The organism is Formosa haliotis (assembly GCF_001685485.1).
In the GTDB taxonomy this organism is placed as follows: Bacteria; Bacteroidota; Bacteroidia; order Flavobacteriales; family Flavobacteriaceae; genus Formosa; species Formosa haliotis.
The window spans coordinates 535,989-559,251 of sequence record NZ_BDEL01000001.1 but is presented as its reverse complement, the minus strand read 5'-3'; the positions used below and the strand labels follow the sequence as shown (position 1 = coordinate 559,251).

At 34.0% G+C, this 23,263-nt stretch carries 19 protein-coding genes and 1 pseudogene; 16 read left to right on the top strand and 4 right to left on the bottom strand.

Features of this window, described 5'->3' with window-relative positions:
• Nucleotides 1–193 precede the first annotated feature (193 nt).
• From lon to cmk, 3 genes are all read left to right on the top strand, one after another.
• Nucleotides 194–2,644, top strand: a complete 2,451-nt coding sequence (gene lon, locus A9D35_RS02350) for an endopeptidase La (protein ID WP_066218478.1) — start codon at nt 194–196, stop codon at nt 2,642–2,644.
• Between the two features lie 174 nt (nt 2,645–2,818).
• Nucleotides 2,819–3,838, top strand: coding sequence for a type IX secretion system protein PorQ (gene porQ / locus A9D35_RS02345; RefSeq protein WP_066218475.1), 1,020 nt, complete (start codon nt 2,819–2,821; stop codon nt 3,836–3,838).
• Nucleotides 3,838–4,527, top strand: coding sequence for a (d)CMP kinase (gene cmk, locus A9D35_RS02340; protein WP_066218470.1), 690 nt, complete (start codon nt 3,838–3,840; stop codon nt 4,525–4,527). Before porQ ends, cmk begins: the two co-directional genes overlap by 1 nt.
• 122 nt (nt 4,528–4,649) lie before the next feature.
• On the opposite strand, the gene A9D35_RS02335 is transcribed toward cmk, so the two are convergent.
• Nucleotides 4,650–5,030, bottom strand: coding sequence for a LysM peptidoglycan-binding domain-containing protein (locus A9D35_RS02335; RefSeq protein WP_066218467.1), 381 nt, complete (start codon nt 5,028–5,030; stop codon nt 4,650–4,652).
• A 321-nt stretch (nt 5,031–5,351) separates the two neighbouring features.
• Here A9D35_RS02335 and rpsA point away from each other — a divergent pair.
• The 7 genes and pseudogenes from rpsA to A9D35_RS02300 all read left to right on the top strand — a co-directional run bounded on the left by rpsA (nt 5,352) and on the right by A9D35_RS02300 (nt 12,260).
• Nucleotides 5,352–7,180: pseudogene (rpsA, locus tag A9D35_RS02330) on the top strand (30S ribosomal protein S1).
• A 131-nt stretch (nt 7,181–7,311) separates the two neighbouring features.
• Complete coding sequence (gene pyrR, locus A9D35_RS02325; RefSeq protein ID WP_066225705.1) at nt 7,312–7,851, top strand: bifunctional pyr operon transcriptional regulator/uracil phosphoribosyltransferase PyrR; 540 nt, start codon at nt 7,312–7,314, stop codon at nt 7,849–7,851.
• Between the two features lie 6 nt (nt 7,852–7,857).
• Nucleotides 7,858–8,787 carry an aspartate carbamoyltransferase catalytic subunit gene (locus A9D35_RS02320; RefSeq protein WP_066218465.1) on the top strand — a complete coding sequence of 310 codons (930 nt, stop codon included), beginning with the start codon at nt 7,858–7,860 and terminating at the stop codon, nt 8,785–8,787.
• Between the two features lie 3 nt (nt 8,788–8,790).
• Complete coding sequence (locus A9D35_RS02315; protein WP_066218462.1) at nt 8,791–9,123, top strand: ribonuclease Z; 333 nt, start codon at nt 8,791–8,793, stop codon at nt 9,121–9,123.
• Between the two features lie 3 nt (nt 9,124–9,126).
• Nucleotides 9,127–10,032 (top strand): ribonuclease Z, encoded by a 906-nt coding sequence (locus A9D35_RS02310; protein WP_066218460.1) that lies wholly within the window; start codon nt 9,127–9,129, stop codon nt 10,030–10,032.
• A gap of 20 nt (nt 10,033–10,052) precedes the next feature.
• Nucleotides 10,053–10,703, top strand: a complete 651-nt coding sequence (pdxH, locus tag A9D35_RS02305) for a pyridoxamine 5'-phosphate oxidase (RefSeq protein WP_066218457.1) — start codon at nt 10,053–10,055, stop codon at nt 10,701–10,703.
• Nucleotides 10,704–11,009: 306 nt separating this feature from the next.
• Nucleotides 11,010–12,260, top strand: coding sequence for an MliC family protein (locus A9D35_RS02300; RefSeq protein ID WP_083191589.1), 1,251 nt, complete (start codon nt 11,010–11,012; stop codon nt 12,258–12,260).
• Between the two features lie 141 nt (nt 12,261–12,401).
• Here the strand turns inward: A9D35_RS02300 and A9D35_RS02295 are convergent, their stop codons facing one another.
• From A9D35_RS02295 to A9D35_RS02285, 3 genes are all read right to left on the bottom strand, one after another.
• Nucleotides 12,402–13,442, bottom strand: a complete 1,041-nt coding sequence (locus A9D35_RS02295) for a GMP reductase (protein ID WP_066218454.1) — start codon at nt 13,440–13,442, stop codon at nt 12,402–12,404.
• Nucleotides 13,443–13,572: 130 nt separating this feature from the next.
• Nucleotides 13,573–13,953 carry a Rid family detoxifying hydrolase gene (locus tag A9D35_RS02290; protein WP_066218451.1) on the bottom strand — a complete coding sequence of 127 codons (381 nt, stop codon included), beginning with the start codon at nt 13,951–13,953 and terminating at the stop codon, nt 13,573–13,575.
• A 10-nt stretch (nt 13,954–13,963) separates the two neighbouring features.
• Nucleotides 13,964–16,720: a putative LPS assembly protein LptD gene (locus tag A9D35_RS02285; protein WP_083191588.1), complete on the bottom strand. Its 2,757-nt coding sequence runs from the start codon at nt 16,718–16,720 to the stop codon at nt 13,964–13,966.
• Nucleotides 16,721–16,800: 80 nt separating this feature from the next.
• Between A9D35_RS02285 and A9D35_RS02280 the strand changes: the two genes are divergently transcribed.
• From A9D35_RS02280 to serB, 6 genes are all read left to right on the top strand, one after another.
• Nucleotides 16,801–17,916, top strand: a complete 1,116-nt coding sequence (locus A9D35_RS02280; RefSeq protein WP_066218442.1) for an N-acetylmuramoyl-L-alanine amidase family protein — start codon at nt 16,801–16,803, stop codon at nt 17,914–17,916.
• A gap of 53 nt (nt 17,917–17,969) precedes the next feature.
• Complete coding sequence (locus A9D35_RS02275) at nt 17,970–18,965, top strand: MlaD family protein (RefSeq protein ID WP_066218440.1); 996 nt, start codon at nt 17,970–17,972, stop codon at nt 18,963–18,965.
• A gap of 3 nt (nt 18,966–18,968) precedes the next feature.
• Entirely contained in the window at nt 18,969–20,279 is a 1,311-nt protein-coding gene (locus A9D35_RS02270; RefSeq protein WP_066218438.1) for a 4Fe-4S dicluster domain-containing protein, read from the top strand.
• Nucleotides 20,280–20,326: 47 nt separating this feature from the next.
• Nucleotides 20,327–21,118 (top strand): (Fe-S)-binding protein, encoded by a 792-nt coding sequence (locus A9D35_RS02265; RefSeq protein ID WP_066218436.1) that lies wholly within the window; start codon nt 20,327–20,329, stop codon nt 21,116–21,118.
• Between the two features lie 137 nt (nt 21,119–21,255).
• Nucleotides 21,256–21,741, top strand: a complete 486-nt coding sequence (locus tag A9D35_RS02260; RefSeq protein WP_066218433.1) for an ABC transporter ATPase — start codon at nt 21,256–21,258, stop codon at nt 21,739–21,741.
• A gap of 117 nt (nt 21,742–21,858) precedes the next feature.
• Complete coding sequence (serB, locus tag A9D35_RS02255) at nt 21,859–23,082, top strand: phosphoserine phosphatase SerB (protein ID WP_066218431.1); 1,224 nt, start codon at nt 21,859–21,861, stop codon at nt 23,080–23,082.
• The last annotated feature ends 181 nt before the right edge of the window (nt 23,083–23,263 follow it).

The window sequence follows — 23,263 nt, the reverse complement described above, 5'->3', positions numbered from 1 at the left end:
ACAGTTTTAAGAGCAAAGTTTTTAATAATATTATTAGCTTGGCATATTAATTGAAAAATAGATATTACCTATGTTTAAAAATGTAGTGGTAATAAGCTAATTTTGAATTAAATAATAGCTTGTAATAGAAATAATTAAAACAAAACAATCTGTGAATTACCATTAATAATGACAGATTGACTTAAATATATATATGAAAAAATCTAATTTGTTAAGTCTTGACAGTTTGTCATTGCAGGAATTTGATGAAAATTCAGAGTTAATTCCTTTAATGACCCCAGAGGACGAAGAAGAAATAAATAAAGAGGAACTTCCTGAAACATTACCTATACTTTCGTTACGTAATACCGTGTTGTTTCCAGGAGTGGTAATTCCTATTACTGCAGGTAGAGACAAATCGATTAAACTTATAAATGACGCGAATAAAGGAGGAAAAGTTATAGGTGTAGTGTCTCAAAAAGATGAAACTATTGAAGATCCTTCTTCAAATGATATTTATAAAACGGGTACAGTTGCGCGCATTTTACGTGTTTTAAAAATGCCCGATGGTAATACCACAGTTATAATTCAGGGTAAAAAACGTTTTAAAGTAAACGAAGTTATTACCGAAGAACCCTATTTAACAGCTACCATTGCAGAAGTTCCTGAAGAAAGACCTGCAAGGAAGAATGTAGAATTTGCAGCGATTATCGACTCTATTAAAGAATTATCGCTTCAAATAATTAAAGAGAGTCCAAGTATTCCTTCTGAAGCCTCGTTTGCCATTAAAAATATTGAGAGCAATTCGTTTCTAATCAATTTTGTGTCTTCTAATATGAATTTAACGGTTCAGGAAAAACAAAGTCTATTAGAAACTAACGATCTTAAAGAACGTGCTTTGGAGACCTTGCGTTATATGAATGTTGAATTTCAGAAACTTGAACTTAAAAACGACATCCAGTTGAAAGTTCAGAGTGATATGAATCAGCAACAACGTGAATATTTTTTACATCAACAAATGAAAACCATTCAAGAAGAATTGGGTGGCGTGAGTTATGAAGAGGAGATAGAAGAAATGAAAGCGCGTGCAAAAAAGAAAAAATGGAGCAAAGATGTTGCTAAGCATTTCGAAAAAGAAATTGCAAAAATGCAACGTATGAATCCGCAAGTGGCCGAATATTCTATTCAGCGTAATTATTTAGATTTGTTTCTAGATTTACCCTGGGAGAAATTTAGTAAAGATAAATTCGATTTAAAACGTGCACAACGTATTCTAGATCGCGATCATTACGGTTTAGAGGATGTAAAACGTCGTATTATAGAATACTTAGCGGTATTAAAATTACGTAACGATATGAAATCTCCAATTTTATGTCTTTACGGACCTCCAGGAGTTGGTAAGACTTCTTTAGGAAAGTCGATTGCCGAGGCCTTAGGAAGAGAGTATGTACGCGTATCTTTAGGTGGATTACGCGATGAAGCAGAAATTCGCGGACATAGAAAAACCTATATAGGGGCTATGCCAGGACGTATTATTCAGAGTCTTAAAAAGGCAGGGACTTCTAATCCGGTATTTGTATTAGACGAAATAGATAAATTGTCGAATTCTAATCAAGGAGATCCATCTTCTGCCTTATTAGAAGTATTAGATCCGGAGCAAAATAGCGAGTTTCACGATAATTTCCTTGAATTAGGCTACGATTTATCTAAGGTGATGTTTGTAGCGACCTCTAACAGTTTAAATACTATACAACCGGCATTATTAGACCGTATGGAAGTTATTAATGTTACTGGTTATACTATAGAAGAGAAGGTGGAGATTGCTAAACGCCATTTGGTGCCAAAGCAGTTAAAAGAACACGGTTTAAGCGATAAAGATTTAAAAATTGCTAAAGCACAACTAGAGAAAATAGTTGAAGGTTATACCAGAGAATCTGGAGTTCGTGGCCTAGAAAAGCAAATTGCCAAAATGGTACGTCATGCGGCAAAAAATATTGCCATGGAGGAGACCTATAATATAAAAGTAACCAACGAAGATATTATTGAAGTATTAGGCGGACCAAAATTAGAACGCGATAAATACGAAAATAACAATGTTGCTGGTGTGGTTACAGGCTTAGCTTGGACACGTGTTGGTGGAGATATTTTATTTATAGAATCTATACTTTCTAAAGGAAAAGGAAATTTAACCATTACCGGAAACTTAGGAAAAGTAATGAAGGAATCTGCAACCATTGCTATGGAGTATATAAAAGCAAATGCAGAGGAACTAGATTTAAATCCGGATGTATTCGATAAATATAATGTACATATTCACGTACCAGAAGGAGCAACGCCTAAAGATGGGCCAAGTGCTGGGGTTACCATGTTAACTTCTTTAGTGTCTTTATTTACACAACGAAAAGTAAAGAAAAGTTTAGCTATGACAGGCGAGATTACACTTCGTGGTAAAGTATTACCTGTTGGCGGAATTAAAGAAAAAATTCTTGCGGCTAAACGTGCACGTATCAAAGAAATTATGCTGTGTGAGGATAATAGAAGAGATATTGAAGAAATAAAACCAGAATATTTAAAAGGATTAACGTTCCATTATGTTTCCGAGATGAGCGATGTCTTGAAAATTGCACTTACAAAGGAGAAAGTAAAAAACGCTAAAACCTTATAATTTTAGTTTAAAATATAATCTTAAACTTTTAAATGCATCATAAAACAACTTTGTTTTTGATGCATTTTTTGTTTTTCGAAGGTAAAGTCAACAATTACAAAACATTGTAAATCCCTAAAAATATAATTAAGAAATAGGCGTTTTAAACTTAAGATTTATTTAATTTGCATCCGTATGAGGCGAAAATTAGCATTATTTTTTATGGGTTGTTGTAGTTATGTGGCGTCTGCTCAATTGGGAGGCGAATCGACTTACCAATTCTTAAATTTAGTGTCTTCGCCACGACAAGCAGCTTTAGGGGGAAAAGTGATTACCAATGTCGATTACGATGTTACCCAAGCCTTATACAACCCGGCGACTATTAATTATGAAATGGATAATCAGTTAGCCTTAAATTACACCAGTCATTTAGGTGTAATTAGTTATGGTACGGCGGCGTTTGCTCATACTTACGACAGACGTAGACAAACCTTTCATGCTGGTGTTACATACGTTAATTATGGTCAGTTTGACGGCTATGATGAAGATGGAAATGAAACTGGAGAGTTTAGCGGAGGAGAATCTGCGTTATCTTTAGGTTACGCGTTACGAGTAGGGATTTCAGACTTTTATGTAGGCGCTAATTTAAAACTAATCACGTCTAAATTAGAGCAATACACGTCGTTTGGAGCAGCCTTCGATTTTGGTGTAATTTATATCAATGAAGATATTGATTTTAATGCAGCTCTGGTGGTGAGAAATTTAGGAACTCAAATTACCACTTACGCTGGGCAGCATGAGCCATTACCTTTAGAAATTGATTTAGGATTCTCTCAAAAATTAGAAAACGTACCCATCCGTTGGCATGTAACTTTCGAGAATTTACAACAATGGCCTATTGCGGTCGCTAATCCTGCCCGCGATGAAACCGATTTAGAAGGCAATCAAACTTCTGAAGATGTCGGGTTTTTAAAAAATGTGTTTCGACATACCATTGTAGGTGCAGAGCTTTTTCCAGATAGCGGATTTAATATCCGATTGGGATACAGTTTTAGAAGAGGTGAGGAGCTACGTATTGTTGATGAAAGAAATTTCTCTGGACTTTCTGCTGGAATTGGAATTAAAATGAATAGAATGCGATTTAGTTATACCTATGCCAGATACTCTAGTGCAGCGAGTTCTAGCTTTTTCGGAATTAATATAGACTTAAAATAATGAAACAAATTACGATTGCTATTGATGGATTTTCATCTACAGGAAAAAGCACAGTTGCTAAGTTAGTCGCTAAAGCCTTGGGTTATGTGTATGTAGATTCTGGAGCCATGTATCGGGCTATTACTTTTTTTGCTATGCAAAATGATATGATTTCTAACAATCATTTCTCTAAAGACAAGCTAATTGCAGAACTACCCAATGCAAAAGTATCATTTAAGTTTAATGACGAATTGGGTTTTGCAGAAGTCTATTTAAACGACGAAAACATTGAGCGAGATATAAGAACCTTAGAGGTTTCAAATTTGGTGAGTACCATTGCTGCGATTCCTGAAGTTCGTGCGCAATTGGTTAAAATTCAAAAAGAAATAGGGAAACATAAAGCGGTTGTTATGGATGGCCGTGATATTGGAACTGTAGTATTTCCAGATGCCGAACTTAAAATTTTTATGTCAGCTTCGGCCGATACACGAGCGGCAAGACGATTTAAAGAATTGTCAGACCGTGGAGAAACAGTTTCATATCAGGATGTTTTAGAAAATGTACAAAAACGCGATCATTTAGATAGCACGCGTAAAGATTCACCTTTATATAAAGCAGAAGATGCCATTGCTATAGATAATTCTAATTTAACCATACAAGAACAATTAGACTTTATATTACAGCAGGTTCAAACTATTTTAAAGGCATAAAAAAAAGCTGTCCAAAAAGTAAACAACTCTCATTCTATATGTAATTTAGAATGTTATCACATACTTAGCATGTGGTAGAGAATTTAACTTTTTAAACAGCCCCTTGTTTAAATTGTTTTGTCTTATAAATTAGGAATCACTAATTCTTGATTCGGATGAATAAGATCCGGATTTTTAAGTTTATCTGTATTAGCTTCAAAAATGGCTTGATATTTAGAAGCGTCGCCATAATATTGTTTGGCAATTTTTCCTAAGGTTTCTCCGCTTTTTACAATATGTCTATGAAAAACACTAGTGTCTTCAACTGTAATATTAGCCTTAATGTCGGTAGGATGTTCTCCGCCAATAGCCTTAATTTTGTCCCAAAGTAGGTTCTTTTCGTATTGTGTTTTAGCCATACCTTTCACTTTTAAAACCCCATTTTCTTCAGAAACATCGCCGTTCTGAATTTTAAGTGATTCTCCCAAATCAAGTACGTCTTGATATTTTGCTTTTGCTGTCATATTAAATTTATTTTTTGTGACTACAAGATATTAATTTTCTTCAAGACTTATCTCACATTTTAAAGGATTTCCTTTAAAGAATTAATGTGCTTGTTTTCAGTAGATTAATTTAAATTATAATTATTAGGCTATTTAAAAAAATATAATTAATTTTGCACTCCTTTTAGCGACAATTGGAAAGATAAAAGGAATGAAACTAAATTATATATAACACTTCTGTGTGTTTGTCGCATAAATCTTCCAAGAACAGACAGGATACAAAACATAATGTGGGTGGTTACCTTATAGAAAAGTAACACAAACATTATTAATTTTATTTAAATGGCTGAAAAAGCAAAACAAGCTGAAGTTGAAGCAACTGAAGCAAAAACTGTAGAGGCTCCAAAAGTATCTGAAGCTCAAGCAAATCCTGAAAAATTCTTAGCAGACTTTAACTGGCACAATTACCAAGAAGGTATTGATGAAGTTGAAGATTCTCAATTAAAAGAATTTGAAAAATTAGTAGCAGAAAATTTTGTTGACACTTTAGATGACGAAGTTGTAGAAGGAACTGTAGTACATATTACAGATCGTGATGCGATTATCGACATTAACGCAAAGTCTGAAGGTGTTATTTCTTTAAACGAATTCCGTTACAATCCAAACCTAGCTGTTGGAGACAAAGTAGAAGTGTTAATTGATGTTCGTGAAGACGCAACTGGTCAATTAGTATTATCTCACAGAAAAGCTCGTGTAATTAAAGCTTGGGATCGCGTTAACGCGGCTCACGAAACTGGTGAAATCGTTAATGGTTTTGTAAAATGCAGAACTAAAGGTGGTATGATCGTTGACGTATTTGGTATTGAAGCATTCTTACCAGGTTCTCAAATCGATGTGAAGCCTATTAGAGATTACGATCAGTACGTAAACAAAACAATGGAATTTAAAGTTGTGAAAATTAATCACGAATTTAAAAACGTTGTTGTATCTCATAAAGCGCTTATCGAAGCTGATATTGAAGAACAAAAGAAAGAAATTATTGGTCAATTAGAAAAAGGACAAGTATTAGAAGGTGTTGTTAAAAATATTACGTCTTACGGTGTCTTTATCGATCTTGGTGGTGTAGATGGTTTAATTCATATTACAGACCTTTCTTGGTCTAGAATTAACCACCCTAACGAGATTGTTGAATTAGATCAAAAATTAAACGTTGTAATCCTTGATTTTGATGAAGATAAATCAAGAATCCAATTAGGTTTAAAACAATTATCTAAACACCCTTGGGATGCTTTAGGTGAAGACGTTAAAGTTGGAGACAAAGTTATAGGTAAAGTTGTTGTAATCGCAGATTACGGTGCATTTATCGAAGTTGCAGAAGGTGTTGAAGGTTTAGTTCACGTTTCTGAAATGTCTTGGTCTACTCACTTACGTTCAGCTCAAGATTTCGTTTCTGTAGGAGACGAGGTTGAAGCAGTTATCTTAACTTTAGATAGAGAAGAGCGTAAAATGTCTCTTGGAATTAAGCAATTAACTCCAGACCCATGGACAGATATTACAACTAAATATCCATTAGGATCTAAGCACACAGGTATTGTACGTAACTTTACAAACTTTGGTGTATTTGTTGAATTAGAAGAAGGTATCGACGGATTAATTTACATCTCAGATTTATCTTGGACTAAGAAAATTAAGCACCCATCAGAATTCTGTGCTGTTGGAGATAAATTAGAAGTTGTTGTACTTGAGTTAGATGTTGAAGGACGTAAATTATCTTTAGGTCACAAACAAACAACTGCTAATCCTTGGGATAAGTATGAAACTGAATTCGCCGTAGGTACTGTACATACAGCTGCTATCGCAGATGTTGTAGATAAAGGTGCTACTATCGACTTTAACGAAGATATCGTTGCTTTTGTTCCTTCTCGTCACTTAGAGAAAGAAGATGGTTCTAAATTAGGAAAAGGAGATTCTGCAGAATTTAAGATCATTGAATTCAACAAAGAATTTAAAAGAGTAGTAGCTTCTCATACAGCTACTTTCAAAGAAGAAGAGATTGCTAATATTAAAGCTGCTGCTAAAAAGTAGCTGCTCAAGCGCAAGAAGCTAAGCCAACTTTAGGTGATGCTAACGATGCTTTACAAGCTCTTAAAGATAAAATGGAAGGAAAATAATTTTTTTCTAACTGTTTATAACTTAAAAGCCTTCCATATTTTGGAAGGCTTTTTTATGTTTTGTTTCTAAGGCAATCCCAATTATTAAAATTTTACCTTACCTTTGTTTAGCAAATATGTTTGAAAACAATATGAGTCAAAAAGTGTTACTTAACGCCACAGAGGTAAACATCATTCTTCATCGATTGGCTTGTCAACTTATTGAAAAACATAACGATTTTTCAAATACCGTTTTAATAGGATTACAACCTCGAGGAAAATTTCTAGCACTGCGGTTAGCTCAAATTTTAAAAGACGATTATAAAATTAAAGATCTTAAACTAGGTCTGTTAGATATTACCTTTTATCGTGACGATTTTAGAAGAAGCGACAAACCTCTGGAGGCCAATACCACCGAAATAAATTTTGTAGTAGAAAATAAAAATGTCGTGTTTATAGACGACGTGTTATATACTGGCCGTAGTATACGTGCAGCCCTTACTGCAATACAATCTTTTGGAAGACCAGAAGAAATAGAACTTTTAACGTTAATAGACAGACGTTTTAGTAGACATTTACCAATTCAGCCTAATTATAGAGGGCGACAAGTAGATGCGATAAATAAAGAAAAAGTAATAGTACAATGGCAAGAACAAGATGGGGAAGACGCCGTGTATTTAATTAATAATTAGACTAAGATGAGCGAATTAAGTGTAAACCACTTACTAGGTATTAAATATCTTAACAAAGAAGATATTCAGTTAATTTTTGAAACTGCCGATCATTTTAAAGAAGTTATCAATAGGCCGATTAAAAAAGTGCCTTCGCTTCGAGATATTACTATTGCCAATCTGTTTTTCGAAAATTCTACCCGAACAAAATTGTCTTTCGAATTGGCAGAAAAACGATTATCTGCAGATGTTATTAATTTTTCTGCAGCACAATCTTCAGTTAAAAAAGGAGAAACTTTAATAGATACGGTAAACAATATTTTATCTATGAAAGTAGATATGGTTGTTATGCGCCATCCAAACCCTGGTGCCTGTGTTTTTCTTTCTAAACATGTTAAGGCAAGTATTGTAAATGCCGGCGATGGTGCCCACGAACATCCTACACAAGCCTTGTTAGATTCGTATTCTATACGCGAACGATTAGGCGATGTCAAAGGTAAAAATGTGGTTATAGTAGGCGATATTTTACACAGTAGAGTTGCCCTATCAAATATATACGCCTTACAACTTCAAGGTGCAAATGTTATGGTTTGTGGACCAAAAACATTAATTCCGAAGTACATTAATAATCTTGGAGTAAAGGTTGAAACAAATTTACGTAAAGCATTAGAATGGTGCGATGTAGCTAATATGCTTCGTGTGCAAAACGAACGTATGGATATTAGTTATTTCCCATCCACAAGAGAATATACTCAACAGTTTGGAGTAGATAAAGCGTTGCTTGATAGTCTAGACAAAGAAATTACTATTATGCATCCAGGACCTATAAATCGTGGTGTAGAAATTACGAGTGATGTTGCCGATTCTAAACAAGCCATAATTTTAGATCAAGTACAAAATGGTGTGGCAATTAGGATGGCTGTAATATATTTATTAGCTTCAAAAATAAAACAGTAATTTATGATTTTAAATACAGAAGGGAACACGACTATCGTGACCCAAGAAAATGCAACTCCTATAGAATTAGTTAAGAAAATTGAAAGTTCGTATACAAAATTTAAAAACGATAATATCATTGTTAACCTATCGTCATTAAATAAACTAACGTTAGAAAACATTATTGAGTTTCTTCAATTATCTAATAATCATAGAAAAGCAAAACATTCTTTTGTAATTGTAACCGATAAAATCAATTTATCAGAAACTCCAGACGAAATTGTTGTGGTACCTACCTTAAAAGAGGCCTACGATATTATTGAGATGGAAGAAATGGAACGCGATTTAGGGTTTTAATCTATGCAATTAACTATTCTTGGTTGTCACAGTGCAACACCACGTATTAATGCCCACCAAACCTCGCAAGTTTTAGACATTAAGAATCAGATATTTTTAATTGATTGTGGAGAGGGGACGCAGGTGCAACTCAGAAAGTATAAGGTTAAATTTAATCGTATTAAACACATATTCATCTCTCATCTACACGGAGATCATTATTTCGGATTAGTGGGTTTAATATCTACCTTTAGATTGTTAACCCGAGAAACCGATTTACATATTTATGGCCCTAAAGGATTAAAGGAAGTGATTACGCTTCAAATGAAACTAGGTGGGAATTGGACTAATTTCAACTTGGTTTTTCATGAATTAACATCTAAAGAATCAGAATTAATATACGAAGACGAGCAGGTAGAAGTACATACCATTCCTTTAAAACATCGCGTTTATACTAACGGATTTTTATTTAAAGAAAAAGTAGGTGAACGCAAACTCGATATGAATGCCATTTTAAACGATGATATCGATGTGGCGTATTACAGAAAACTAAAACAAGGCGCCGATGTTTATAACGAAGCCGGAGTTTTAGTTAAAAACGAAAGTGTAACAAAAGCGCCAACGCCTCCTAAAAGTTATGCTTTTTGTAGTGACACTGTGTATACAGAAAGCATCGTACCTTTAATAAAAGATGTAGATGCTTTATATCACGAATCTACATTTTTAGAAAAACACGGAAAAAATGCCGAGCCAACAAAGCATTGTACTGCAAAACAAGCTGCTAAAATAGCTAAACTTGCCAATGCAAAGCAGCTTATTCTAGGGCATTTTTCTACACGCTACGACGATTTAAATGAATTTAAATTTGAAGCACAAGAAGTGTACGACGCCGTAGAATTAGCAGAAGTGGGTAAAGTATTTAATATATAACTTGTAAAGCGTTTAAGGCTATGGAAGAACAAGATTTAAGCAATTACAGAAAGGTTTACGAAAAGCGAGAACTTCTCGCAGAAGACACTCCAGAAAATCCCTTAGAACTTTTTAGAAGTTGGTTTTTAGAAGTCGATCAGCATTTCTTAGAGGACGAAACAAATGCCATGACAGTGTCTACCATTGGTTTAGACGGATTTCCTAAAAGTCGTGTGGTACTTTTAAAACGCTATACGTACGAAGGCTTTATTTTTTATACCAATTACGAAAGTGAAAAAGGGAAAGCTATTTTGGCGAACCCCAATGTGTGTTTATCGTTTTTCTGGCCAAAAGCCGAACGTCAAATCATTATTAAAGGTGTAGCAGAAAAAATTCCAGCCAATATGAGCGATGGCTATTTTGAATCTCGCCCTCGCGGGAGTCAGCTTGGAGCTATAGTATCTCATCAAAGTGAAGTGGTTGAGAGCAGAGAGTATTTAGATTCTAAATTAAAAGTTTTAGAAGACGAGTATGAAGGTAAAGAAATTTTAAGACCTGATTATTGGGGCGGATTTATAGTACGACCTGTAGAATTAGAATTTTGGCAAGGCAGACCAAACCGCTTACATGATAGAATCCGTTATAAACTTCAAGAAGATTACGATTGGAAAAAAGAGCGTTTATCTCCTTGATCCTATTTAGATATAGCATAGATTATCTCATAAAATATATAACTTTTAAAATCTCAGGTTTAAAATTAATCTGAGATTTTTTTAGTAATAGTTTAAATGAGTGAACCGGAATTTAGAATTTAAAGTACAAAAATGAATTAAATTTTTAGACTCTATATGCACTTCTAAATTAAGTCCTATCTTGGGTTGTCTTCAGAAGAAATTTAATTTTCCTACTGACTTTTTATAATTCTTCTTAATTTTTTAAGCTTCAATATTTATTTTTTAACTAAATTTATTAATTCATTATTTATAAAAACAATACTTATGATTCGTCTGAATAAACCTTTTATTATTGCAAGTGCAGTTTGTTTATCCTTAAGTTTAATGTCTTGCAATGATTCTAAAAAAAGTACTGCATCTGCTTTAGAATTAGCAGATTCCAACTCGTCCACTATTTTTGTATCTAGCGATAATGCCAATGAATACGTGGTGATAGCTAATCCAGGAAGTGATGATGGAAAAATAACAGTTCATGATTCTAACGCCAATAAAGACTATGCGTTGCAGCGAGTAGAAAGTGCTAGTGGAATAAAGTATCAGGGGGAAGACGGATATGTTTTGTGGACTAAAGGCAGTGAATTTACTTGGGCCAAAGGCGACGAGACAATTGCCAAAGGACAATTAAAAACTACCGAAATAGAAGAACAAACACCACCTTCTGAATCTAAATTCAACACGTCGCATTACGGAAATTACGTAGATAGTGATTATGCCAAAAAAGATGAAGGCTACGATTGGGTTGCAGTAATTGTAAAACCTATAGACGATTTTAAAGTGAAACTATCTGTTCGTTCTAGAGGGGATAAAAAAAGAGCAACCTGTTCTTTTGATGCTATTGGGAACGTAAGTGATGAAAACACATTGAAAGTTTACGAAAACGGATTTACCATAGTATTCTCTTTTAAAGATGATTCCGTGACTATAGGTACAGATCCAGAATCTGATAAAGATGGTTTAGCGTATTATTGTTCTGGTGGTGCAAATTTAGCAGGAACATATACAAAACTAAATGGTGATTTAGATGCAAGTCAAATTGATAAAACGGGATATGTTAAATCTGTTACACAAGGAGACTATACATTTATTATTGAAGAAAATGGGGGAGAAGTAAGTGTAACACCAATAGGCTTAACAGACGTTTCAGATCCGCAAACTTATCCAATTCATGGAGAAATTACTAATGTTGAAATGGATGATTTAAATAATGATTCTTTTCCTGAGGTAATAATTTATACCAAAACAGGTTCGAATGCAAAAGGAGAAGCTATTGGAATTTCTGTAAACAATGGTAAGTCTATGAGCCAGTTTAATATTCCTAATGTTTCAGATAATGCAGAAGCTAGTAAAGGCTATAATGGTCATGATGAATTCGCGATGGTAGAAGGTACTTTTGTACAACGTTTCCCGATTTACGAAAATAATGCGCCTACAGGAAAGACAAGACAAATTCAGTATAAACTGGAAGATGGCGAAAATATGAGACAATTGGTTGTAGACAAAATTGTGGAGTATTAACCAAACTCTGGTCTATAAAACATAATATAAAAGAGGCTGTTTAAAAAGTTTTGAAATCCGTCTTTCTGAATTTATTTCAGAATGACAAAAACTCAACTTTTTCGACAGCCTCTTTTTGTTTTTAGAAAGTTTAGATAGTGATTATTCTGTATAAACTTTATTTTCTTGTTCCGCTACACGAATAAACGTCGTCCGTTTTGTAAGTTCTTTTAAGCGTTGTGCGCCTACATAGGTACAGGTACTCCTTAAACCTCCTAAAATATCTTGTAGGGTATTATTAACATCGCCGCGATAAGGAACTTCAACTGTTTTTCCTTCGCTAGCTCTATATTCTGCAACTCCTCCAACATATTTATCCATAGCCGTTTCGCTGCTCATACCGTAGAATTTCTTGAATTGTTTGCCTTCGCGTTCAATTAATTCCCCACCACTTTCTGAATGGCCCGCTAACATACCACCAAGCATTACAAAATCTGCTCCAGCACCAAAAGCTTTCGATACATCGCCAGGAACAGCGCATCCACCGTCACTAATTATTTGTCCACCTAATCCGTGAGCTGCATCAGCACATTCTATAATTGCCGATAATTGAGGATATCCAACACCTGTTTTTACACGGGTCGTACACACCGATCCTGGGCCAATTCCTACTTTTACAATATCTGCACCAGATAATAAAAGTTCTTCTACCATTTCTCCGGTGACCACATTTCCAGCTATAATCACTTTATCTGGGAATTGAGCTCGAGTATATTCTACAAATTTCACAAAATGCTCTGAATAGCCATTAGCCACATCAATACAGATAAATCTCAGGTTGGGATGTTTTTCAAAAATAACTTTTAGTTTTTCGCTATCTTGTTTTCCAGTACCCGTACTTACGGCTATATAATTCTCGATGTTTTCAGGAGCTTGATCTAAAAATCGGTCCCAATCTTCTAGGGTATAATGTTTATGAATAGCTGTAAATAAGTTTTGCTCGGCTAGCGCTAGGGCAAGTGTAAAAGTTCCGACCGTATCCATATTAGCAGCCATAATTGGTACGCCTGTCCATTTAGTTTTGCTGTGTAAGAATGTAAATTCACGTTCTAAACTTACTTGAGATCTACTTTTTAAAGTAGATCGTTTTGGGCGAATCATAACATCTTTAAAGCCTAATTTTATTTCATTTTCAATGCGCATACCGTAAGTGTTTTTGTTTGTTATAAAAGTACATTTTAAGTTTTGTTTGAAAAAGTAGAATAAAAAAAATAGCCCAAACTTTAACGAATAGTGTTAATTAGTTTGGACCTATAAGGTTAAGAAATATTGTTTATTTTGATGCGATAAAACTTATTTCAACATTTACAAATTTTGGCAAGTTTGCGACTTCTACAGTTTCCCTTGCTGGCGCTGTAGCTTCATCAAAATAGGTGGCGTACACCTCGTTTATTTGAGCAAAATTATGCATATCGCTAATAAAGATAGAAGTTTTAATAATATCATTAAACGTCATATCGGCAGCTTCTAGAATCCCTTTTATGTTTTCCATAACTTGTTTGGTCTCTATCTGAATATCATCTAAAACCAATTCGCTAGTAGATGGGTGAATCGCAATTTGTCCAGAGGCATATAGCATACCATTTTTTAAGATAGCTTGGTTATACGGACCGATAGGAGCAGGAGCATTAGGGGTTGTAATAATCGTTTTCATATGTTATGTTTTAAAGTTGTTGATCTGGTTGTAAACGTTTATCGTATTTAAGATCTTTTAAAATACTCGATTTAATTCCAATAAAGAAATACCACGATTTTCGCGTGCTAAAAGGTACCCAGCTAAAATTCATACGCCAACTTAATAAATCGCGTTCAAATCGTAGTTGTGTATAGGTGAATCCCATGTTTTTAAAATCGTAACCTGAAGATGCCCCAACACTCCATCGCGGAGAGAGTTCTACATCTCCAGAAAACATTAAGGAATGCGATGAGATTTCGTTCTGCCTAGCCGAATTCGCATAATTCACGGCATAGGCCAAATTGAGTGTCCAAGGGATTTTAAACTTATAAAATTCGGTGTCCTTTTCTTCCTTCTCTTCTTCATCTTCATTATCGAAAAAACTCTGATCAGAAAAATCTTGAGATCGACCAAATAAATCGTCATCTCGTCCACCACCTCTTAGATTTTCCTGGATACCGCGGTCATTTTTATCCTCTGCTTCACCACTAAACATTTTGCTAGATAAGGAATAACTCACCGTCATATTAGCACTGGTTAATCTAAATAGACTTCCATTATTTTTAATGTTATAAACATCGATTTTTCTATTGTTATTGTCTAGAGCATACGGATCTAAAGTGGCACCAAAATTTATATTCATTTTATTATTAAGAATCTGTGTCCCACCAGATACTCTTACAGGACTCCATTGTAGAGAGTCTCCTGCAAAATTATAGGCTGTAGAAAAATTCAGGTTATTAAGTAACATGATTTTTTTGGGTTCGGTAGACGTACTATCTCTATCTTTTACTTTGGCTTCGAAATTGTTTGCTAACGATAAACCTAAAGAGGACGAGAAGTTTTGGTTAGGTGCGCCAAATAAAGATTCCTCGAATCTCGTATATGTGTCTTGGGTGATTCCATCGGCAGAAATTACGTCATAAGTGTCGTAATATTGATCGAACGACGGATTTATGTTATAACTTATGGAAGGACGCATAACATGCCTTATTGCTTGTATTTTTGGGTCTTTACCAGGTTTTTTAAAGTCGAACATTCCATAAATAGTGGTTCCTAAACTTGTATTGAAATTGTAGGTTCTAAACGAATCAAATCCATTTACAGTTTCGGTAATCACTTCATCGGTATCTTCGTCGAAATATTTATTTACGGTTTTAAACGTCCAATTTTCTTGATAATTCGTTCCAGCACTTAAACTAAAGTGTTTAAAAAGTTTAAAATTTGTACTTATTGGAACTGATTGCTGTATACCTGCTCTTGCATCATCAAACATCTGGGGTTTAAAAAATAAAGAATCTGTAGTTTCTATCTGATTTTCGGCACGTACACTATACTGTAAATTTAAATTATGAATAATCCCTTTTTTAGTACCTGTTTTTGGAGCAAATGGAAACATTCTACTTACACTTCCTTGAAATGTTGGTAAGGTCATGTTTATCTGTTCTGTTTGGGTATTTTGAGAGTGCGTTGCCGTTACACTTAAATTAACTTGAGGTTCTCCCGTAAACGATTTAGAATACGAAACAGATGATGATAAGGTATTATTTAAAAAATTCCCGGTGTTAATTTGGTTTATAGATTCTCTATAATACGAGCTACTACCTAAGTTCACAGATGCCGAAAATCGGGAGGTAGGATTCGATTTTGCATCTTGACTATGAGACCACCTTAAGTTATAAACTGTAGATTTTGAGTAATCTGGGAATCCTTTTTCGCTATTAATTAAACTTTCGAATCTAAACCCAACGTTTCCTCTAAATTTATACTTAAAAGCATAATTACTCTCTGCCCTAAATCCGTAACTTCCATTGGTATAATAATCGGCTAAAAGGGTTAAATCGGCATAATCGCTTACGGCAAAGTAGTATCCACCATTTTGCAAGAAATACCCACGGTTACTTTCTTCTCCAAAACTAGGAATTATAATTCCCGACGTTTGCTTGTCTGATAAAGGGAAAAAACCAAAAGGCACGGCAATAGGAGTAGGCACATTGGCAATTACCATATTTGTGGGACCAACTACAATTTTTTTGTCTGGTACAAATTTAATCTTACTCGCTTTAAAATAATATTCCGGGTTTTCGGTATTCTGCGAAGTTGTAAATTTTGCTTTAGCCATAAATATAACCGAATCGCTTTCCTTTTTTACTACAGGCGCAATAATATGAAATCCGCTTTGCTCGGTTTTCGAATTAAAAATTAATGCTTTTTGCGTATCAAAATTAAAACGAATTGAATCGGGTTCTACCACACTTGCGCCCTGTGTAAATACAGGCTTTTGTGTTAACGCTCCCGTTGAATCTGGAATTCTTCCTGCATACACTTCGTTTTTACTATAGTCTATTACAATAGAGCCTGCTTTAATATTCATGTCTTCATAATCTACTTCGGCTTCATTATATAAATATAATTTTTGCTCTAAGCGGTTAAAAGAAGAGTAGTCTTTAGCGCTATATTTTACGATATTAGTTAAAAATTCTTTTTGAATAAAGACACTATCAAGTTTAGTGGTGTCTTGCGCTTGTTCTGTAATTTCACGAACGGCTAAACTATCTATAGTAATTAAAGGGGTGTTTGGTGTATTTGGTTTAATTACCTTAACGGTTTGTGGCAGGTCTTGAGAAAAGCTATTAGTGTTGATAAGCACTGTAAAACTTAAAGCTAAAAGTATTTGAAAGTAGTTTGTACGCAATGCTTTTAAATGTATTTTTGTAAAGTGTATATTGCTGATTAAAAAAGTCAAAATTACATATATTTTTTTGTGATTGAATAATATTCACTAAAATTTAATAATAAACAGAAGCCTTAAGTGTTATAGTCTATATGAAAACGAAATTCTTGTTACTTTTCTTATGTATTGTATGTGTAACCGTTCTAACATCTTTTACCAATGATAATGAACCTAATACCAATAAATTTGTTGTTGTATTAGATGCTGGTCATGGTGGACACGATCCTGGGAAGCCTACAAAATATGGATTTACAGAGAAAGATGTTGCTCTAAAGATAGTTTTAAAAATTGGAGCAGCACTAGAAAAGAATCCCGATATAAAAGTTATTTATACGCGTAAAACCGATGTGTTTGTAACGCTAAGAGGACGAGCAAAAATTGCAAATCAGGCCGATGCCGATTTATTTGTTTCGGTACACTGTAATGCCCACCACTCTCAAGCTTCTGGAACTGAAACTTATGTGGTAGGGGTTGCCAATACCAAACGAAATTTTGATGTTGCTAAAGAGGAAAACGAAGTAATTCTTTTAGAGGACGATTATGAAAAGCATTACGACGGATTCAATCCGAATGCACCAGAGTCGTTAATCGGACTAACTTTAATGCAGGAAGATTATATAGATCATAGTATTCTGCTTGCAGGTATGATAGAACATAATTTTGCGAACAATCTTAAACGTAAAAGTAGAGGAGTAAAACAAGCAAGTTTATGGGTAATGCATAACACCTATATGCCAAGTGTACTTATAGAAACTGGATTTATTACTAATAAAGAAGAAGGGCATTATTTGAACTCATCGAAAGGGCAGGCAGAAATCTCGCAAGCAATTGAAGACGCTATATTAGAATACAAAAGATCGTTAGACTTAAATGTAGGAGAAAATATTGGCGCCCCGAAAAAGGAAAGTGTTGTGTTAGAAAAACGCACTTCCGAAGTGTATGATGATGTAGAATTTAAAGTTCAAATAGCGGCTAGTTCAAAAAAACTAGAAACGAAACCCTTTAATTTTAGTGGCTTAAGTCCGATTTCTAGAGATAAAGTAGGTAAGATGTATAAATATTATTACGGAAATTCCTCAGATTACGCTGAAATAAAAAGCCTATTATCTCGGGCCAAATCTAAAGGATTTGACACTAGTTTTATTGTTGCTTTTAAAAATGGAGAGCAAGTGCTTTTAGATAAAGTGCTAAAAACTACATCAAATTAAGTGTATTCTAATTTTATTATTTCTAATTTTGTTTATAAACTAAAAACATAGCTTTGAAAATAACGCAAGAAGTAAAAGTAGCTATCCTAGTTATAGCTGGTATCATATTTTTTATATTCGGTTTTAATTTTTTAAAAGGCGAAAACTTATTCTCATCATCAAGAACATTTTATGTTGTTTATGATAATGTTGAAGGTTTAACACCATCTACTCCTGTTACTATAAGTGGTTTAAATGTTGGGAAGGTTAAAGATATAAAGTTGTTAGAAGACGGAACTACCAATTTATTGGTAACCTTAGTAGTAGATAACGATTATACTTTTTCTAAAAATAGTAAGGCCGAATTATACGACACGAGTTTAATAGGAGGTAAAGCCATTGCTATCATCCCTGTTTTCGATAATGCCGGTTTAGCAAAAGATCAAGATTATTTAGTAGCAGGAAGAAAATCAGGCTTAACAGATATAGTTGGCGAAAAGTTAGCCCCGCTTCAAGAAAAGATAGAATCATTAACACACAATGCAGATTCATTACTTTTAAATGTAAATAGTATTTTCGACGAAGACACTAAAGCCTCTTTAAAACATGCTATCGCTTCTTTAGACCAAACCATGTCTTCCTTTAAATCGACTTCAAATTCTTTAAACGGTATTTTAGTAGATAATAAAGATAATATTAAAAGTACCTTATCTAATTTAAACAATGCTTCGTCACATATTTCAGAATTAACAGATTCTTTAGCAGCGTCTAATATATCTGGTGTGGTGGTTAAGTTAGAACATACCTTAAATACATTTAATGGCGTATTGGCCGATGTAAATAGCGGAAAAGGCTCTATTGGGAAATTATTAAAAGACGATCAGTTATATAACAATATAGAAGGAGCATCTTTACAATTAGAGCAATTATTACAGGATATGAAGTTAAATCCGAAACGTTATGTTCACTTCTCTCTATTCGGAAAAAGACCAGGTAAGTTTGATGCTGAAGAAAATCAAGTAGAGGATAATGGTTTAAACGTAGACGTGCAATCGCCAACAACTAACTAAACTATGAGTATACTTCCTAACATATTATTTGCATTAATTTTAATAGCAGGGATAGGTTATTTTGCAAAAAATGTAAAAAAATTAATCCGAAATATTAAACTAGGCCACGATGTAGATGTCAGTGATAATACCTCGCAACGCTGGCAAAATATGACCCGGATTGCTTTGGGGCAGAGCAAAATGGTACGTCGCCCTATTGCTGGATTTTTACACATTATTGTATATGTTGGTTTTGTAATTATAAATATTGAAGTTCTAGAAATTATTATTGATGGCCTTTTCGGAACCCACCGTATATTCTCTGCTATGGGTGGTTTTTATGGGTTTTTAATAGGATCCTTCGAAATTTTGGCCTTACTAGTTTTTGTATCGGTTATTATATTTTGGATTCGTAGGAATATAATTAAGCTAAAACGATTTTGGAAATCTGAAATGAAAGGTTGGCCAAAAAGTGATGGTAATATCATCCTTTATTTTGAAATGATTTTAATGACCTTATTTTTAGTGATGAATGCCACAGATGTACATTTTCAAGCTATGAATAATGGAAATGTTATAAGTCAATTTATTGCACCTTTATTTAGTAATATGTCGGAAGGCACGCTTCATATTATCGAGCGTGGTGCGTGGTGGTTACATATTGTTGGTATTTTAATCTTTCTTAATTATTTATATTTTTCTAAACATTTACATATTCTTTTAGCCTTTCCAAATACCTATTACGGTAAAGTAAAACCAAAAGGGCAATTAGATAATTTAGAGGCTGTAACCAAAGAGGTTAAAATGATGATGGATCCCGATGCCGATCCATTTGCAGCCCCTGCAGAAGATGAATCGGGAACAGATGATGTAGCTAAATTTGGAGCGAGCGACGTACAAGATTTAAATTGGGTACAGTTATTAAATGCTTATACCTGTACGGAATGCGGACGATGTACAGACGAATGTCCGGCCAACCAAACGGGTAAAAAATTATCGCCACGTAAAATTATGATGGATACCAGAGATCGTCTGGAAGAAGTCGGGAAAAATATAGATGCAAATAATGGTGAATTTAAAGACGACGGAAAACAATTATTAGGCGATTATATTACTAACGAAGAGCTTTGGGCATGTACCTCGTGTAATGCTTGTGTACAAGCTTGTCCGGTTAGTATAGATCCCTTATCCATAATTATAGATATGAGACGGTATTTAGTAATGGAGCAATCGGCTGCCCCAGCAGAACTAAATAACATGATGACAAACATAGAAAATAACGGTGCACCTTGGCCTTACAACCAAATGGATCGTTTAAACTGGAAAGACGAATAGGTTTTAATATGCTTAAAGTTAATAAATACACAAAATCAAAATAGAACATGAGCGAATTACTAAAAGTGCCAACTATGGCAGAATATATGGCTCAAGGCAAACAACCCGATGTCTTATTTTGGGTAGGTTGTGCCGGAAGTTTTGATGATAGAGCTAAGAAAATTACTAAAGCATTTGTAAAATTATTAAACAAAGCAAAAGTAGATTTTGCAGTTTTGGGTACAGAAGAAAGTTGTACTGGAGATCCTGCAAAACGTGCTGGAAACGAGTTTTTATTTCAAATGCAAGCGGTAACTAATATAGAAGTTTTAAATGCTTACGAGGTTAAAAAAATTGTAACCGCATGTCCGCATTGCTTTAATACCATTAAAAATGAATATCCAGAATTGGGCGGACATTACGAAGTGATGCACCATACGCAATTCTTAAAATCGCTTTTAGACGAAGGGAAATTAACTATTGAAGGCGGCCAATATAAAGGGAAGCGCATTACCTTTCACGATCCGTGTTATTTAGGACGTGCTAATAATGTGTATGAAGCGCCACGCGATTTAATTCAGAAGTTAGAAGCCGAATTGGTCGAAATGAAAAACTGTAAAAGCAAAGGTTTATGTTGTGGAGCAGGTGGTGCGCAAATGTTTAAAGATGCCGAAAAAGGGGATAAAGAAGTAAATGTAGAACGCACAGAACAAGCTATAGAGGTAAAGCCAGATATTATCGCGGCTGGATGTCCGTTTTGTAATACCATGATGACCGATGGTGTTAAAGCCAAAGATAAGGAAGCCGAAGTAGATGTAATGGATATAGCCGAACTTATTGCTAATGCCCAAGATTTGTAAACACAAATAGGATTAGGTTATACTATTTAAACAAGAATCCTTTCAGAATTTCAATCAGAAAAAACAAGATTTATTTGAGGTGTATTTTTTGAGATTAATTTCAAAAATCATCACTAATTAAAATATAGAATTAAACCATGTTAGTAGATTTTAATACATTACCAGAAACTTCAAAAGTTTGGATATACCAAGCCAATCGTTCATTTTCAGACCAAGAATTAGACGAAATAAAATCTAAAATAGAAGTGTTTTTAGAAAACTGGACTGCCCATGGTGCCGACTTAAGTGCAGGCTACGACATTAAATATAAGCGTTTTATTGTAATCGGGTTAAATCAAGACATCAACAAAGCATCGGGATGTTCTTTAGATGCTTCGGTACATTTTATTCAGCAATTAGAAAAAGAGTATAATGTAGATTTACTAGACAAAATGAATGTTTCTTACAAGCAAGGGGAATTTGTTGCCTACAAAACTTTAACTGAATTTAGAAAGATGGCTAAAGACAAAGCCGTATCTAAAAATACCATAGTTTTTAATAATTTGGTAAATAATATTGCTGAATACAAAGAGAATTGGGAAGTGCCTGCTAGCGACAGTTGGCACAATAGATTTCTTAAATAATCTATTAAAAATGTTTTCCAAACATTATTTTCAACATACTACAGCTATCAATCATAAACATGTGCTATTAAACCTTAGTGCATCATTTTTTCAACTTTAAAAGATATTTACAACATTATGAATAATGAGATTATCTTATTAAACATTTCAGGACAAGATAAACCAGGTCTAACTTCTAGCTTAACGGGTGTTTTAGCACAATACGGTGCCAAAGTTTTAGATATTGGTCAGGCCAATATACACGATACCTTATCGCTAGGAATTTTATTTGAAATACAATCAAAGAAAAAATCTGCAGCTGTTTTAAAAGATTTATTATTTAAAGCTTACGAACTTGGCATTACGGCCAAATTTACTCCAATTACATTGGATGGGTACGAAAAATGGGTGAAATTACAAGGAAAAGATCGTTATATAATAACGATTCTAGGAGAGAAATTAGCAGCCGAACAAATTTCGGAAGTTACAAAAGTGATCTCAGATAAAAACTTAAACATCGATGCTATTAAACGACTTACAGGACGTTTATCTTTAGTAAAAGAAGAAGAGTATCCCAGGGCTTCAATTCAGTTGTCTATTAGAGGACAAATTGATGATAAGTCTGAACTTACAGCAAAGTTCATGCAAATTTCACGGGATTTAGATGTCGATATCGCCTTCCAAGAAGATAATATTTATAGAAGAAACAGACGTTTAGTTTGTTTTGATATGGATTCTACTTTAATTCAAACCGAAGTAATCGATGAGTTAGCCGAATTAGCAGGTGTTGGAGCAGAAGTTAAAGCCATTACAGAATCTGCTATGCAAGGCGAAATAGATTTCAATGAAAGTTTTAAACGCCGGATGAAACTTTTAAAAGGATTGAGTGAAGATGTGTTACAAGAAGTCGCTGTAAATTTACCAATCACGAAAGGAGCTCGCCGACTAATAGACACTTTAAAAAATTACGGATTTAAAACAGCAATCCTTTCTGGAGGTTTTACCTATTTCGGATATTATTTACAAAAGGAATTAGGCATAGATTATGTCTTTGCTAATCAATTAGAAATTGTAGATGGTAAACTTACAGGAGGGTATCTTGGCGATATAGTAGATGGTAATAAAAAGGCAGAGTATCTTCAAGAGATTGCCAATTTAGAAGGTATCAATATTAGTCAAACCATTGCTGTTGGAGATGGTGCTAACGATTTACCCATGTTAAATCTTGCTGGCTTAGGTATTGCTTTTCATGCCAAACCAAAAGTTAAGGATAATGCACAAAGTTCTATTTCTAGTATAGGATTAGATGGTGTTTTGTATTTATTAGGTTATCATGACAGATATATCGATTTGGTGGAGTAAGCTCTAAATCGACACTATAAAACACCCTTCTTTTATTTTTAATACATGAAGGGTGTTTATGTATTAGCCCCAAATTAATACATAAAAAGATTTTCTATAGTATCATGTTTTTGCCGCGTTACACTGTTAAGTTAAAACTTTATAAATCTATCTTAAAGTCTTTTTATCTTCATATTAAATA